This is a genomic window from Pseudoalteromonas sp. SD03 (assembly GCF_040937955.1).
In the GTDB taxonomy this organism is placed as follows: domain Bacteria; phylum Pseudomonadota; class Gammaproteobacteria; order Enterobacterales; family Alteromonadaceae; genus Pseudoalteromonas; species Pseudoalteromonas tetraodonis.
The window spans coordinates 1,295,249-1,310,680 of the sequence record NZ_CP162514.1; the positions used below are offsets into that span (position 1 = coordinate 1,295,249).

The 15,432-nt window shown below is 41.1% G+C and carries 9 protein-coding genes, 8 tRNA genes and 1 rRNA gene; 15 read left to right on the plus strand and 3 right to left on the minus strand.

Annotated elements, in window-relative coordinates:
- The first annotated feature begins 172 nt into the window (after positions 1–172).
- A complete protein-coding gene (locus ABZP26_RS06120) occupies positions 173–961 on the plus strand; it encodes a putative porin (protein ID WP_013464588.1) in 789 nt (262 codons plus the stop codon).
- Positions 962–1,174: 213 nt separating this feature from the next.
- On the plus strand, positions 1,175–3,451 hold the full coding sequence (locus tag ABZP26_RS06125) for an acyl-CoA dehydrogenase (protein WP_368485489.1): 2,277 nt from the start codon (positions 1,175–1,177) through the stop codon (positions 3,449–3,451).
- 125 nt (positions 3,452–3,576) lie between these two features.
- Here the strand turns inward: ABZP26_RS06125 and ABZP26_RS06130 are convergent, their stop codons facing one another.
- Positions 3,577–4,026, minus strand: coding sequence for a hypothetical protein (locus tag ABZP26_RS06130; RefSeq protein WP_013464590.1), 450 nt, complete (start codon positions 4,024–4,026; stop codon positions 3,577–3,579).
- A 145-nt stretch (positions 4,027–4,171) separates the two neighbouring features.
- Complete coding sequence (cysK, locus tag ABZP26_RS06135) at positions 4,172–5,140, minus strand: cysteine synthase A (RefSeq protein ID WP_096038312.1); 969 nt, start codon at positions 5,138–5,140, stop codon at positions 4,172–4,174.
- Between the two features lie 377 nt (positions 5,141–5,517).
- Between cysK and ABZP26_RS06140 the strand changes: the two genes are divergently transcribed.
- The 12 genes from ABZP26_RS06140 (at position 5,518) to ABZP26_RS06195 (ending at position 11,037) form a co-directional block, all read left to right on the plus strand.
- Positions 5,518–6,669 (plus strand): dicarboxylate/amino acid:cation symporter, encoded by a 1,152-nt coding sequence (locus ABZP26_RS06140; RefSeq protein ID WP_016899481.1) that lies wholly within the window; start codon positions 5,518–5,520, stop codon positions 6,667–6,669.
- 167 nt (positions 6,670–6,836) lie between these two features.
- Positions 6,837–7,487: a UvrY/SirA/GacA family response regulator transcription factor gene (gene uvrY / locus ABZP26_RS06145; RefSeq protein WP_016899482.1), complete on the plus strand. Its 651-nt coding sequence runs from the start codon at positions 6,837–6,839 to the stop codon at positions 7,485–7,487.
- Between the two features lie 9 nt (positions 7,488–7,496).
- A complete protein-coding gene (uvrC, locus tag ABZP26_RS06150) occupies positions 7,497–9,320 on the plus strand; it encodes an excinuclease ABC subunit UvrC (RefSeq protein WP_368485490.1) in 1,824 nt (607 codons plus the stop codon).
- Positions 9,321–9,362: 42 nt separating this feature from the next.
- Complete coding sequence (pgsA, locus tag ABZP26_RS06155; RefSeq protein WP_013464594.1) at positions 9,363–9,908, plus strand: CDP-diacylglycerol--glycerol-3-phosphate 3-phosphatidyltransferase; 546 nt, start codon at positions 9,363–9,365, stop codon at positions 9,906–9,908.
- 139 nt (positions 9,909–10,047) lie between these two features.
- A tRNA-Gly gene (locus ABZP26_RS06160) sits at positions 10,048–10,123 on the plus strand.
- 28 nt (positions 10,124–10,151) lie between these two features.
- Positions 10,152–10,225: transfer RNA gene (locus tag ABZP26_RS06165), tRNA-Cys, on the plus strand.
- Positions 10,226–10,261: 36 nt separating this feature from the next.
- A tRNA-Leu gene (locus ABZP26_RS06170) sits at positions 10,262–10,348 on the plus strand.
- Positions 10,349–10,414: 66 nt separating this feature from the next.
- Positions 10,415–10,490 (plus strand) — tRNA-Gly (locus ABZP26_RS06175).
- A gap of 39 nt (positions 10,491–10,529) precedes the next feature.
- Positions 10,530–10,616, plus strand: a tRNA-Leu gene (locus tag ABZP26_RS06180).
- Between the two features lie 129 nt (positions 10,617–10,745).
- Positions 10,746–10,821 (plus strand) — tRNA-Gly (locus ABZP26_RS06185).
- An 18-nt stretch (positions 10,822–10,839) separates the two neighbouring features.
- A tRNA-Cys gene (locus ABZP26_RS06190) sits at positions 10,840–10,913 on the plus strand.
- Between the two features lie 37 nt (positions 10,914–10,950).
- Positions 10,951–11,037, plus strand: a tRNA-Leu gene (locus tag ABZP26_RS06195).
- 692 nt (positions 11,038–11,729) lie between these two features.
- Here ABZP26_RS06195 and ABZP26_RS06200 read toward each other — a convergent pair.
- The gene (locus ABZP26_RS06200) at positions 11,730–13,148 is read right to left on the minus strand and encodes an alanine/glycine:cation symporter family protein (RefSeq protein ID WP_368485491.1); all 1,419 of its coding nucleotides are present in this window, start codon (positions 13,146–13,148) and stop codon (positions 11,730–11,732) included.
- Positions 13,149–13,754: 606 nt separating this feature from the next.
- Here ABZP26_RS06200 and ABZP26_RS06205 point away from each other — a divergent pair.
- Positions 13,755–15,288 (plus strand): 16S ribosomal RNA (locus ABZP26_RS06205).
- Positions 15,289–15,432: the final 144 nt, after the last annotated feature.

Here is a 15,432-nt window from a genome sequence, read left to right on the forward strand (position 1 = left end):
TTTACAGCTTGTTGCGATTACTTTAACATAAATTACTCCAACACTTTCTTACAAATTCCCTAACAAATACAATTGCTTGATTCAGTTTTCGTTCAGTTTCGCGGCGTTAGCATACCCCCACTTTAGCAATGTAGTTAAAGTACAAAAACAATGTACATAGGGATGTTTCATTATGAAAAAGTTAGCAATTATTATTTCAGGTCTTTTATTATCAAGTGCTGCACACGCTGCAGATAGCTATCAATCAATCAGTAACTTAGGCTACACAGATACTGATAACAACGATACTATCAGCGTGGACTCTACTTACTACTTCTCTCCAAAGAGCACACTAGGTCCATACGACCAATTCGAATACATTAACAAGCAAAGCAACGTATTTGGTGGCTACGCTGATGACGATTTTGGCGATGTGACTGCTATTGGTGGTGAATACTTCGTTGAAGATTTTGTTGTTGGTGCGTCTTACCAAAATGCTGATTACAACTCTAACAACGAGTCATACACACTTTCTGCTGGTTACTTCTTCAACCCTGACTTACTTGCAAAAGTAAGATTTGTTGATCAAAAAGATGGTGATAACGTTACATTCTTTTCTTTAGCATACAACCACATGCTAAACGATACAGATTACGTAGGTATCACTGTAGAATCAGATGATGATTTTGATTCTCGTTCAGTAGCTGCTAAATACTTTGTTGATTTACAACAAGGTAACTACTTAACAGTAGAAGGTACATTTGTAAGCCTTGACGAAGCAGATGATCAATGGAACGTAGAAACAAACTACTATTTCTCTAAAGCGACTTCTGTATTTGCAGCTTACGATAAAGAAGACAACTACAGCTTTGGTGCTCAACACTTCATCAATAAAAACATTGGTTTAAAAGTGGGTTACGGCAACAACGCAGATGACTCAGATAACGATGCTTACTTTGCTAACATGCGTTTTCAGTTTTAATTAAATAATTAAAACCAGTTAAGTAGTAAAAAGCCCACATTTTGTGGGCTTTTTGCTGTGTGTAATAAATTAGTGACTTTACTCATCGTTATATTGTAATCGCAATAGAATAACTTCATCATTTAGTGGCACTCGTCTGACAGCCCATTGTATTTAAATTAAGATCGGTCATAATTAAATCAATGTTTTTATAACTGTAAAAGGAATGTGCTTATGTCAGTATTTATTATATTACTGGTTGTGGTGGTCGTGGTGTTTGCGATTAAAGATATCCGCCTTAATTTAATTACTCGACCTACTTTTAAGATGTTTAAAAAGGTGTTGCCGCCATTATCGCAAACAGAGCGAGAAGCCATGGAAGCAGGCGATGTTTGGTGGGATGGCGAGTTATTTAGTGGTGAGCCTGACTGGCAAAAATTACATAATTATCCGCGACCTAAGTTAAGTGAAAAAGAAACTGCATTTATAGATAATCAAGTTGAAACTTTATTAGCCATGCTTGATGACTATAAAATTGTACAAAAAGACAAAGATTTACCTTTAGAGGTTTGGGACTTTTTAAAAACCGAAGGGTTTTTTGCAATGATCATCCCTGAAAAATTTGGGGGTCTTGAATTCTCTGCTATTGCTAATTCCACCATAGTGTCAAAAATTGCGACTAAAAGCTTAACGGCCGCCGTAACGGTCATGGTACCAAATAGCTTAGGTCCTGGTGAGTTATTACTGCATTACGGAACAACTGAGCAACAAAATCGTTGGTTACCTAGCCTTGCAAAAGGCGACGATGTACCTTGTTTTGCATTAACGGGCCCAGAGGCTGGCTCTGATGCTGGCAGTATTCCAGATTCAGGCGTGGTGTGCAAAGGCGAGCATGATGGTAAGGAAGTGTTGGGACTGCGTTTAAATTGGTCAAAACGTTACATTACCCTTGCGCCTGTGGCGACTGTGTTAGGTCTTGCATTTAAAATGTACGATCCAGATGGATTGTTAGGCGATGAAAAAGAGCTCGGAATAACGTGTGCACTTATTCCAACTGATCACCCAGGTGTTAAAACAGGCGAGCGTCATTACCCACTTAACATGGCGTTTATGAATGGCACAACGTACGGTAAGGATGTATTTATTCCGCTTGATTGGATTATAGGTGGCCAGCAAGGGGCAGGGCGCGGTTGGCGCATGCTAGTAGAGTGTTTAAGCGCAGGGCGTGGTATTTCATTACCGGCATTAAGCACAGCAACAGGGCACTTGGCAGCTAAGATGACCTCGGCTTATACAGTTGTACGCCAACAGTTTGGCGTGTCAATTGGGCAATTTGAAGGCGTACAAGAAGGGTTGGCACGTATTGGTGGACTAACTTATGCATTGGAATCATGCCGATTAATGACAGCTGGTGCTATTGATTTAAAGCTAAGCCCGTCAGTAGTAACTGCAATTGCAAAGTACCACATGACAGAAATGGGTCGAACGGTAATGAATGATGCAATGGACATTCATGCAGGTAAAGGGATTCAGGTTGGGCCTAATAACTATTTAGCACACGGTTATATGGGTATTCCCGTCTCTATTACCGTAGAGGGCGCCAATATTCTTACCCGTAACCTTATGATATTTGGCCAAGGTGCAACCCGTTGTCATCCTTTTGTGTTAAAAGAAATGGAAGTTGCAGCAATGGATGACGATGATGCTGCACTTGAGCAATTTGATGGCTTGTTAATGAAGCACATTGTATTTGCACTGAGTAATGCAAGTATGGCCTTGGTGCATGGTTTAACTCGCAGCTACTTTGCTAAAGCGCCTGTGTGTGGAGAGACGGCCGTCTATTATAAACAATTAGGTAGAATGAGCCGAGGATTGGCGTTTACAACGGATGTTGCAATGTTGATGTTAGGTGGTGAACTTAAACGTAAAGAAATGATATCGGCACGTTTAGGCGATGTGTTAAGTCATTTATATATTGCATCAACGGTATTAAAGCGTTTTGAAGATGAAGGGCGTCAACAAGCTGATTTGCCTTTTGTAAAATATGCTATAGAGACATCGTTATATGCAATAGGCCAAGCATTTGATGGCTTCTTTAAAAACTTTTCTAATCCAGTGATTAACTTTGCACTTAAGCGTATTGTTTTTCCATTAGGTAACCATTATCACAAACCAAGTGATGCGATTGCCCAGCGTATTTGCGATCACATGACTCAACCAGGGGTATTTAGAAATAGACTTACCCATTTGTGTTATGTGGATGAAAATGCCGGAACGGGTGTTATGGAAAATGCTTTCTTAGCAATGCACGATATGCACAATCAATTTAAGCAGTTGAAACAGTGGCAACGAAAAGGCAAGGTGCCTGCCACCTATGATATTGAACAAGCGATTGATTACGCACTTGAACACGAGCTCGTAACGAAGGTTGATGGTGAGGCAATGCATCATGCTAATAAGCTAAGAATGCAGGCTATTGCGGTTGATAACTTTAAACCAGAAGACATCTAACGCTGAGTTATAATAATAAAGAAGATAATAAAAAAGCCTTAAATTTATGATTTAAGGCTTTTTTATGTTGTGTATTTTTTAAGCTCGAATATACGGTTATCGTTACTAAGGCTCCGAATGACTGATCAGCGCCCGTAAGGATCGGCGATGATTTTATCTACGTACCACTTACCTTTTATTTTAAGCATTTCAATGCTGCGGAAATCATCGATTTTTTTACCATTAAAATAACCGGTAAACACAATGTTTATTTTAGCTTGATTGCCATACTGTTCTCGCAGGCTTGAATTTGACATATCAATTTCAATCACAACTTCATCGTACTGTAAATTAATAAGACTACGCGCAAACTGTTTCGCCGTCCCATACGATTTCATTATGCGGGCTAATTTAGGTGTTGCGAAATCGCTGGCTTTTTGCAAGTTATGCTGGTTATAAAGCGCATCAAAATACACAGTAGCAGTGTCGCCTGGACGATCATTGTCAATGTACTGCTCTTTAGGTTTAGTATTTTCATTACAGCCAACGATCAAAATACTAAAAATGAGCACAAAAATGGTTAAAATTGTTTTCATATTTGGTCAGGTTGATTACTTATACATAAAGTGTGTGATGGAATGGAGAAGATGTAAAGAGGAGTGAACTAAATAGATAGTAACTTATTAAAAAAGCAATAAAAAAGGATGTTAAAAAACATCCTTTTTTAATCAGATCGCTTGATTATTGCACAAGCTCTTGTTCGCTAAACTCTTCGTCAAACATCGGGCTTGATAAGTAGCGCTCTGTTGCACTTGGCAAAATAACCACAATATTTTTATCTGCATTTTCAGGACGTTCAGCAATACGTTTCGCTGCAACCACAGCTGCACCTGATGAAATACCAACTAAAATCCCTTCTTTTTTCATTAGCTCGTGACACATTGCTATACATTCTTCATTAGAGACTTGCTCTACACCATCAATTATTGATAGGTCTAAATTCCCAGGAATAAAGCCTGCACCAATACCTTGAATCTTATGTGGCCCAGGTTTTACTTCTTCACCAGCAAGTGTTTGGCTAATTACCGGAGAGTGGCTTGGCTCTACAGCGATTGATTTTACATCTAAGCCTTTTTCTTTTTTAAGATAACGGCTTACACCTGTGATAGTTCCACCAGTACCAACGCCTGCAACAAAGAAATCGATTTTGCCATCAAGTGCATCAAAGATTTCTGGGCCAGTTGTTTCAAAGTGAATTTTAGGGTTTGCAGGGTTTTCAAATTGTTGTAATAAAATAAACTTTTCAGGGGCTGATGCTTGAATTTCTTTGGCCTTAGCAATAGCACCGTTCATACCTTTAGCACCGTCTGTTAGTACAAGATTAGCACCGAGTGCTTTTAATAGCTTACGACGTTCTAAGCTCATGGTGTTTGGCATTGTAAGCGTTAATTTGTAGCCGCGTGAGGCTGCTACAAATGCCAGTGCAATGCCCGTGTTACCTGATGTTGGCTCTATAAGCTCTTTATCTTTGGTAAGTTGACCTGATTTTTCAGCTTCCCAAATCATCGATGCACCAATACGGCATTTAATACTAAAGCTTGGGTTACGCGACTCAACTTTAGCGTATACATTCCCACCTGTAACACGGTTAAGTTTTACCAACGGTGTGTTACCGATGCTTAGTGAGTTATCTTCAAAAATAGTAGACATAATGTTCCTTTAGGTACAATCTGATCAACACATTAACAGTTAGTCTGTTAACTTTATAAGCCTACTTTACTGTGAGATAAAAAAAGTTAAAGTAAGCTTTGGCTATAACATATATTAATTCCGCTTATAACGGATTGAACTAAAAACTCAACCTGTTATTTTTTTAGTTATTAAAAAGGTGAACTTGAGGCCATTTGTTCGTTTTTAACTTTGTACTGTATTTTTTGTTTATGTAGTCGTTATTTAAACAAATCAACACTACATACTTATATTTTGTTGGTTAATTGTGCAAATGAACTGCGGTTGAACAGTTTATTGACACAAACTATTCAAAACATGATAAAAACACATTATCTAAATTCAATAAAGTAATCACCATGAAGTTAATCTTAAAATTAATTGCCGGTATTGTGGCCGGTATTTTAGTCGGACTCTATATTCCCTTAACTGGCGTTGAGCTTTTATACACAGTAAAAGAGCTTATTGGCCAGCTTATTAGTTTTACAATTCCACTGATTATTTTGTTTTTTATTGCCTCTGGGATTGCCGGGCTTCCTAAAGGATCAGGGCATTTACTGGGAAAAACGGTTGGTTTTGCTTACGGCTCAACAATTATTGCCGGTACCTTAGCGTTTTTATTAGTCACAGCGATTATTCCGTTCCTAAGCGGTGGAATTTCATTTGAAGCTGAAGCAGTCACCGAGGTAGGTAGCTTTATTGACTTAGAAATTCCACCATTAATGGGTGTAATGACTGCTTTAGTCACAGCATTTGTATTTGGTATTGGTATGAGCCAGCTAGGTTTAGACACATTAAAAACGGTGTCTGATCAAGGGCGCGATATTATAGATGGTTTACTTGCTAAAGTAATTATCCCAGCATTACCGTTTTACATTGCGGGTGTGTTTGCTGAAATGACCGTGGCAGGTACCGTTGTTGATACATTACAGGCCTTTGGTGTAGTACTCATTGCCGCATTAGTGATGCATTGGTTATGGTTGAGTGTGCTTTATATTGTATCGGGTCTATTACTTAAGCGTAATCCTATTGAGCTAATTAAAAACATGCTACCTGCGTACTTTACTGCATTAGGAACCATGTCGAGCGCGGCAACCATTCCAGTCTCTTTGCAATCAAGTAAAGCAAATAATGTTAAAGAAGATGTAGCTAACTTTACAGTCCCATTATGTGCCACTATTCATCTATCAGGTTCAACAATTACAATAGTTACCTGTGCTATGGCTGTGATGTTTTTATCGCCTAGCATGGAAGTACCTTCACTAATGGCTATGCTGCCATTCATTATGATGCTAGGTGTGGTTATGATTGCTGCACCAGGTGCCCCAGGTGGCGCGGTAATGTCGGCGTTAGGTTTATTAACTAGTATGCTTGGTTTCAACGAAGGTGCAGTGGCACTAATGATTGCGCTGTACCTTGCACAAGATAGCTTCGGCACTGCGTGTAATGTAACTGGCGACGGTATCATTGCTTTGTGGGTAGACCGTTTTAGTGAAAAAGCCTCAGCTTAAATCACTATGGCGTATTTACCTACGATAGGTAAATACGCTTTGACAATATTGGGTCATAGCGACCGACGGCGAAAGCATAATATTAGTTATGGTTTCGTATTATCTATGCTAATGTTGAAAATTAATTTTGTTAACTTGCATCTTATTAGGCTAGTGAGGGTGTTCCATTGATTAACGTACTTTTAGTTGATGACCATGAACTTGTGCGCACAGGGATCAGACGTATTCTTGATGACATACGTGGTTTTAAAGTAATAGGTGAAGCTAAAACAGGCGAAGAGGCTGTGCAGTTTTGTCGTCAACATGCGCCAAATATAGTATTAATGGATATGAACATGCCTGGTATGGGCGGGCTTGAGGCAACTAAAAAGATTTGCCGTTATTGTCCCGATGTAAAAATTATTGTGCTTACAGTTAATTGTGAAGACCCATTTCCGAGCAAGGTTATGCAAATTGGTGCTCATGGTTTTTTAACCAAGGGGGCAGGATCTGATGAAATGGTGCGTGCTATACGTTGCGTGCATGCAGGGCAACGTTATATTGCGCCAGAAATAGCACAGCAAATTGCGCTTGCGCAGGTTACTGGGCGAACTGATGAAAACCCATTTCAAAGTTTGTCTGAGCGTGAACTGCAAATTATGCTGATGATCACCAAAGGTGAAAAAGCACAGGATATTGCTGAGCGCTTAAATTTAAGCTCTAAAACAGTAAACAGTTATCGCTATCGTATGTTTGAAAAGCTTAACGTAGGGGGCGATGTAGAGCTTACTCATTTAGCCATACGTTACAAAATGATTGATATAGATATCTCTTACTAGTCGATATATATGTCTGAATTTGATCATGCCCAGTTTTTAAAAACATTATCGAGTGAGCCTGGCGTTTATCGCATGCTCGATAATGACAACCAAGTTATTTATGTCGGTAAAGCTAAAAGTTTAAAAAAACGGGTGAGCAGTTACTTTCGCAGCAACATTACCGACAGCAAAACCCGTGTTTTAGTGAGTAATATTTGTAATATTGAAGTCACACTTACTAATACAGAAACAGAAGCGCTTCTGCTCGAAAATAACCTCATTAAGAAATATCAGCCACGTTATAATATTCTGTTACGTGATGATAAATCGTACCCGTACATATTACTCACGAATCATAAGCACCCTCGTTTAGCCTTTCATCGTGGTAGCAGAAAAGTAAAAGGCGAATATTTTGGCCCGTTTCCAAGCGCTGGAGCCGTATCAGAAAGTTTGCGCTTAATGCAAAAAATATTTCCGGTACGTCAATGTGAAGACGCTTACTACCGTGCGCGTAGTCGGCCATGCTTGCAATACCAATTAAAACGTTGCTCTGCGCCGTGTGTTAATAAAGTCTCTGAAGATGAATACGCGCAGCAAGTTGATTATGTCCGTAAATTTTTAACCGGTAAATCCCATGAAGTAATAGCCGAACTTATCGCTAAAATGGAAAAAGCCAGTGAGCAGCTTAACTTTGAACTCGCAGCTAAAGTTCGCGACCAAATTATGCTATTGCGTAAAATGCAGGAACAGCAGTCTATCTCAGGTAATTTTGCTGAAATGGATGTTGTAGGTTTTGCCCATTTAAATGGCTTAAATGGGATTCATCTACTAATGATCCGCGATCATAAAGTGCTGGGTAGTAAGACTTACTTTCCAAAGGTGCCTAAAGACTCACAGGAGCAGGAAATCTTAACCTCTTTCTTAGGCCAATATTACTTAGCACCGGGAGCAACAGGACGCATTGCCAAAGAAATCATCTTACCATTTGAAATTGAAGAAAGTGATGCGCTCAGCGAAGCACTAACTCAAATTAGTGAACGTAAAGTATCGCTTAAAGTGGTTACCCGTGGTGAGCGAGCACAGTACTTACAGTTAGCCAATAAAAACGCATTAAATAGTATTACGGTTAAGCAAAGCACTCAAGACTCTATAAACAAGCGTTATGCTCAATTAAAGGCTGCCTTGCGTCTTGATGACATTAATCGCATGGAATGTTTTGATATCAGCCACACCATGGGCGAAAACACCGTGGCCAGTTGTGTTGTTTTTGATTCTCAAGGGCCTAACAATAAAGAATATCGTCGTTACAACGTCACGGGCATAACCGGTGGCGACGATTACGCCGCTATGGAATTTGCACTAAACAAACGTTATAACAAGTTAGTGGATGAAGATAAAATTCCTGATGTTATTTTTATTGATGGTGGTAAAGGCCAATTAGGTAGGGCAGAACAATACTTTGAAAACTGGCCGCATGCAAAAATGCCACTATTAGTTGGGGTTGCAAAAGGCACTAGCCGTAAACCAGGCCTTGAAACTTTACTTATTGACGGTGGGCGTAAAACTATTCCTATGGATTCGGATGCACCCGCACTGCATTTAATTCAGCATATTCGCGATGAGTCGCATCGCTTTGCTATTGCAGGACATCGAAATAAGCGTCAAAAACAGCGAACTCAGTCGCTATTAGAAGAAATAGATGGCGTTGGTTCAAAGCGTCGACAAACATTATTAAAATATTTAGGGGGCATGCAAGGCGTAAAAGCTGCTAATATAGAACAGCTAAAGAAAGTTCCTGGGATCAGTCCTGACATGGCTGAGAAGATATTTAACCATTTGCATGACAAGGGCTAGCCCTATGTGCGAATATAGAAAAAAAGACATATCCAAGTAGTTATGTGGAATATTCCAAACACACTCACAACGTTTAGACTCTTTCTTATCCCCATTTTTTTGGTGATATTTTATATGCCTTATTCATGGGCATTCTTTGTTGCTGCCTTTATTTTTTGGCTTGCTTCAATCACTGACATACTCGATGGCTATTTAGCGCGTAAGCTTGAACAATCAACGCCTTTTGGTGCGTTTTTAGACCCTGTTGCTGATAAAGTAATGGTGTGCGCTGCCTTGGTTGCTTTATCTGAGCATTATCAATCTTTGTATATGACTATTCCTGCACTTATTATTATAAGCCGTGAAATTGTTATATCGGCGCTACGAGAATGGATGGCTGAGCAAGGCAAACGCGGCAATGTAGCTGTATCCGATATGGGTAAGTTAAAAACCGCAGCGCAAATGTTAGCCATTATTGGCCTAATTTGGCAGTACGATACCTGGATGATGTATTTAAGCTATGGCTTACTTTATATAGCGACGTTTTTAACGCTCAGTTCTATGGTGCAATATTTAGTTGCAGCATGGGCAGAATTGACCAAAAATTGATTGTAAACGTCTAATAACGCACCATTTTAGATAAAAAATAATCAAACAGTTCAAAAGTAGCATTTTTTGTGTTGACGCGTTTAATAATCTCTGTAGAATGCGTCCGTGTTGAGAGGGCATAGCCCCCTAGATAAACAAAGCGGCACTAGCTCAGTTGGTAGAGCGCGACCTTGCCAAGGTCGAGGTCACGAGTTCGAGCCTCGTGTGCCGCTCCAGTTTATCTTAAAGCTAACCTAGTATTGAGGCGGAATGGCAGAGTGGCCATGCACCGGATTGCAAATCCGTTTACCCCGGTTCGACTCCGGGTTCCGCCTCCAATCAACACTCCACACGCTTTAATTAGCAAACTCGATGCCCGAGTGGTGGAATTGGTAGACACAAGGGATTTAAAATCCCTCGACTAACAAGTCGTGCCGGTTCAAGTCCGGCCTCGGGCACCACGTTGTGGTTTGGTTACATACACCAATATGTAACTTATAAAAAATATTATTTAGAATTAATATGATGCGGCACTAGCTCAGTTGGTAGAGCGCGACCTTGCCAAGGTCGAGGTCACGAGTTCGAGCCTCGTGTGCCGCTCCATATTAGTTTTATCCACTTGCTTTAAATAGCAAACTCGATGCCCGAGTGGTGGAATTGGTAGACACAAGGGATTTAAAATCCCTCGACTAACAAGTCGTGCCGGTTCAAGTCCGGCCTCGGGCACCACTTTTAATTATTGACCAAGTTAATTAAAAGTTGATAAATACTTATTTTATGAGGCACTAACTCAGTTGCCAGAACGTTTTACCGCGACATGGTCGCGCACCAACGTACAAATTACTGATAAAGTTTTATGCGGCACTAGCTCAGTTGGTAGAGCGCGACCTTGCCAAGGTCGAGGTCACGAGTTCGAGCCTCGTGTGCCGCTCCAAATTATTTGATATGTTTAGGCGGAATGGCAGAGTGGCCATGCACCGGATTGCAAATCCGTTTACCCCGGTTCGACTCCGGGTTCCGCCTCCAAATAATTACTCCACACGCTTTAACTAGCAAACTCGATGCCCGAGTGGTGGAATTGGTAGACACAAGGGATTTAAAATCCCTCGACTAACAAGTCGTGCCGGTTCAAGTCCGGCCTCGGGCACCACTTTATATTCTTTCCGTAAAATCTAATTAAATCATCATATCTTTATTACTAAGTCCCTTGAAGCACACTAATTTGCTACCCCCTGTTGTTAGCAATAATGGTTTGTTGCAAGGTCTGATACATACTCTTGGCTCACCAATAGACTGTCATTGAACACTTCAGACTTTTTTACAAGTTAATCAAGGTGTAGTGTAGGTCGTTAGCTAAATCATAAACTAGACTCTTTAATACCAATTCGCTTAATTAAGCGGTCTATTTTGAGGCAGGAAAAACGGGTTGATAGCTAGGCAAAAAAAATCGCTATTTAGTTGTTCTAAATGAGAATTTTTCAACACAGATAGCGACACGTTTAGCCCCGCAAAATGATTGAGTATTATTGCGGATTGGTATAATAAGCGCAGTGTTAGTTATTATGGTTATGCAGTAATGTTTATAAACCTAAGCAGGGATGTCGTTATAAGCATTCAGACCTACTACATAGGTTATTAAATTTACTTGTAGGATGATGCTTATAATGTTTGGATAAGGTGAGCTTATAGGTAGGTTGGGCGGCTTTAATAACGTCTATCTTCACACTAGTAATTTATAAGTGACTACTGTTATCAGTAACTTTTAGATTAAAGTTAAATCAATAAAAAACCCGAAATGACAATGGCCGTTTCGGGTTTTTAACTTGAAGTTATAAAAACTAATTATTTATGCCAAATACCTTTTGGAATAGTTTTATTGAGTTTGTCGTTCTTACTTGGATCAAACGTCGGTAACTTTCCGGCGCGTCGCTGAGCGTTATAATCTTTAGCAAGCCACACGACAACACCTGAGAGCATAAATAATGCGATTACGTTCACTATTGCCATTAAGCCCATAGATACATCAGCTAATGTCCACACTAGTGGTAATTCGCCCAATGCACCAAACATTACCATACCTAACACTAATAACCTGAAGATCAACATGCCAGATGCGTGGTTATGTTCTAAGAATAATAAGTTCGTTTCAGCATACGAGTAGTTAGCCACAATAGATGTAAATGCAAAAAACAAAATAGCGACTGCTACAAATGTGGCACCCCAGCTGCCTACATGTTCTTCAAGGGCTGCTTGTGTAAGCGCTATACCCGTTACATCTGAGCCTGGCACTAATTGCTCTGATAATAAAATAAGAGCAGCAGTTGCAGTACAAATAATAATAGTATCTACAAATACACCCAGCATTTGTACATACCCCTGTGAAACAGGGTGAGGTGGGTTTGGTGTTGCCGTTGCTGCAGCATTCGCAGCACTCCCCATACCGGCTTCGTTTGAGAACAAGCCGCGCTTGATCCCTTGGATCATCGCTTGCATTACCCCATAACCAATTGCACCGGCACCCGCTTGCTCAATACCAAAAGCACTTCTGATCACATGCATAAATACATCAGGTAACTCAGTGTAATTTACAGCACATATATAAAGTGCAACCACAAGGTAAGCAGCAGCCATAAATGGAACGGCTAATTCAGCAAATCGAGAAATGGTTTTTAGACCGCCAAATATAATAATACCTGACCCAATAACAAGAGCGATACCGACTATATAGTTAGGGATACCAAAGGCGACTTCAAAAGCCGCAGCAATAGAATTTGACTGTACTGCGTTAAAAACTAAACCAAAGGCTAAAATTAAGCACAATGAAAAGACAACACCCATCCAACGCTTACCAAGTCCGTACTCCATATAATAGGCCGGACCACCACGGAAGTTACCTTCTTCATCTCGTGTTTTATAAGCTTGTGCCAATGTACTTTCAGCAAAGCTAGTAGCCATACCAATTAAAGCAATTAACCACATCCAAAAAATAGCACCTGCGCCACCTAAATAAAGTGCAACGGCAACACCTGCCATATTACCAGTACCAACACGGGCTGCTAAAGATGTACAAAATGCTTGGAAAGAAGAAATGCCGCCGTCAGAGCCTTGACGACTTTGAAACATGACTTTAATCATATGTGGAAACTGTACAAATTGGATAAAACCAAGACGTATTGTAAAAAATAGCCCTGCTGCTATTAATAAGTACACTAAAATATGACCCCATAAGAGACCACTTATACTATTTATTATATCTGTCATGTGCGTTACCTAGTGAACGAGTTGTAAATATCGGGCGCAACTTACCACAAGCACAGTAAATAGTTTAGTAAACAGCGTAAAAAAATGAGTTATCCACAGGGTTTTGTGGGTAACATGTGTGTCTGGGTGGGGTATCTTTGGGGTAAAAATTAAATGCAAAAAAGCCTTTAAAAACGCTTGCGTTAAAATCGATTCGCCCTATAATGCGACCCCACTGAGACGGCAGAGCGCAACGCATAGCGAGGCAAGAGCTACTCAGTGAGTCGAGTAAAACTTAGTTTCGAAAACTTTTAAGTTTAACAAAATTAAGTGTTGACAAAAAAATAGGAAAGCGTAATATGCGCAGCCCTAGCGAGTTAAAGTTAAACGCTTTAATCGCAACGTTCTTTAACAATATAAAGCAATCATCTGTGTGGGCACTCGTACAGATTGAGTTCTAACAGCCAAGCTATTTAGGTAGTGAGGCAAACAAATTTAGAGTCTCAATTTAAACTGAGTGACCAACAGAATAGTTACTTAGGTAATTATTCTGCACAGTCAATTCAATATCGAAAGATATTAAATAAATTCAGAATTCATTGAGCTGTCGAAAGACATAAAACTTTTTAATTGAAGAGTTTGATCATGGCTCAGATTGAACGCTGGCGGCAGGCCTAACACATGCAAGTCGAGCGGTAACATTTCTAGCTTGCTAGAAGATGACGAGCGGCGGACGGGTGAGTAATGCTTGGGAACATGCCTTGAGGTGGGGGACAACAGTTGGAAACGACTGCTAATACCGCATAATGTCTACGGACCAAAGGGGGCTTCGGCTCTCGCCTTTAGATTGGCCCAAGTGGGATTAGCTAGTTGGTGAGGTAATGGCTCACCAAGGCGACGATCCCTAGCTGGTTTGAGAGGATGATCAGCCACACTGGGACTGAGACACGGCCCAGACTCCTACGGGAGGCAGCAGTGGGGAATATTGCACAATGGGCGCAAGCCTGATGCAGCCATGCCGCGTGTGTGAAGAAGGCCTTCGGGTTGTAAAGCACTTTCAGTCAGGAGGAAAGGTTAGTAGTTAATACCTGCTAGCTGTGACGTTACTGACAGAAGAAGCACCGGCTAACTCCGTGCCAGCAGCCGCGGTAATACGGAGGGTGCGAGCGTTAATCGGAATTACTGGGCGTAAAGCGTACGCAGGCGGTTTGTTAAGCGAGATGTGAAAGCCCCGGGCTCAACCTGGGAACTGCATTTCGAACTGGCAAACTAGAGTGTGATAGAGGGTGGTAGAATTTCAGGTGTAGCGGTGAAATGCGTAGAGATCTGAAGGAATACCGATGGCGAAGGCAGCCACCTGGGTCAACACTGACGCTCATGTACGAAAGCGTGGGGAGCAAACAGGATTAGATACCCTGGTAGTCCACGCCGTAAACGATGTCTACTAGAAGCTCGGAACCTCGGTTCTGTTTTTCAAAGCTAACGCATTAAGTAGACCGCCTGGGGAGTACGGCCGCAAGGTTAAAACTCAAATGAATTGACGGGGGCCCGCACAAGCGGTGGAGCATGTGGTTTAATTCGATGCAACGCGAAGAACCTTACCTACACTTGACATACAGAGAACTTACTAGAGATAGTTTGGTGCCTTCGGGAACTCTGATACAGGTGCTGCATGGCTGTCGTCAGCTCGTGTTGTGAGATGTTGGGTTAAGTCCCGCAACGAGCGCAACCCCTATCCTTAGTTGCTAGCAGGTAATGCTGAGAACTCTAAGGAGACTGCCGGTGATAAACCGGAGGAAGGTGGGGACGACGTCAAGTCATCATGGCCCTTACGTGTAGGGCTACACACGTGCTACAATGGCGCATACAGAGTGCTGCGAACTCGCGAGAGTAAGCGAATCACTTAAAGTGCGTCGTAGTCCGGATTGGAGTCTGCAACTCGACTCCATGAAGTCGGAATCGCTAGTAATCGCGTATCAGAATGACGCGGTGAATACGTTCCCGGGCCTTGTACACACCGCCCGTCACACCATGGGAGTGGGTTGCTCCAGAAGTAGATAGTCTAACCCTCGGGAGGACGTTTACCACGGAGTGATTCATGACTGGGGTGAAGTCGTAACAAGGTAGCCCTAGGGGAACCTGGGGCTGGATCACCTCCTTATACGATTTAGAACTTATTTGTTCGTAGTGTCCACACAGATGATTGTTAGTTAGTTTGCTCTTTGAGTTGACTAATTAATATGCTCTTTAAAAATTTGGAAAAGCTGATAATAAAATTCGTATGAATACAGTGTATTTGTACAGA

What these genes read in the sequence shown, in the direction of transcription:
- cysK (WP_096038312.1), bottom strand. Translation starts at nt 5,140, where the DNA reads ATGTCTACTATTTTTGAAGATAACTCACTAAGCATCGGTAACACACCG.
- ABZP26_RS06130 (WP_013464590.1), bottom strand. Translation starts at nt 4,026, where the DNA reads ATGAAAACAATTTTAACCATTTTTGTGCTCATTTTTAGTATTTTGATC.
- pgsA (WP_013464594.1), top strand. Translation starts at nt 9,363, where the DNA reads ATGTGGAATATTCCAAACACACTCACAACGTTTAGACTCTTTCTTATC.
- ABZP26_RS06125 (WP_368485489.1), top strand. Translation starts at nt 1,175, where the DNA reads ATGTCAGTATTTATTATATTACTGGTTGTGGTGGTCGTGGTGTTTGCG.
- ABZP26_RS06120 (WP_013464588.1), top strand. Translation starts at nt 173, where the DNA reads ATGAAAAAGTTAGCAATTATTATTTCAGGTCTTTTATTATCAAGTGCT.
- ABZP26_RS06200 (WP_368485491.1), bottom strand. Translation starts at nt 13,148, where the DNA reads ATGACAGATATAATAAATAGTATAAGTGGTCTCTTATGGGGTCATATT.
- ABZP26_RS06140 (WP_016899481.1), top strand. Translation starts at nt 5,518, where the DNA reads ATGAAGTTAATCTTAAAATTAATTGCCGGTATTGTGGCCGGTATTTTA.
- uvrC (WP_368485490.1), top strand. Translation starts at nt 7,497, where the DNA reads ATGTCTGAATTTGATCATGCCCAGTTTTTAAAAACATTATCGAGTGAG.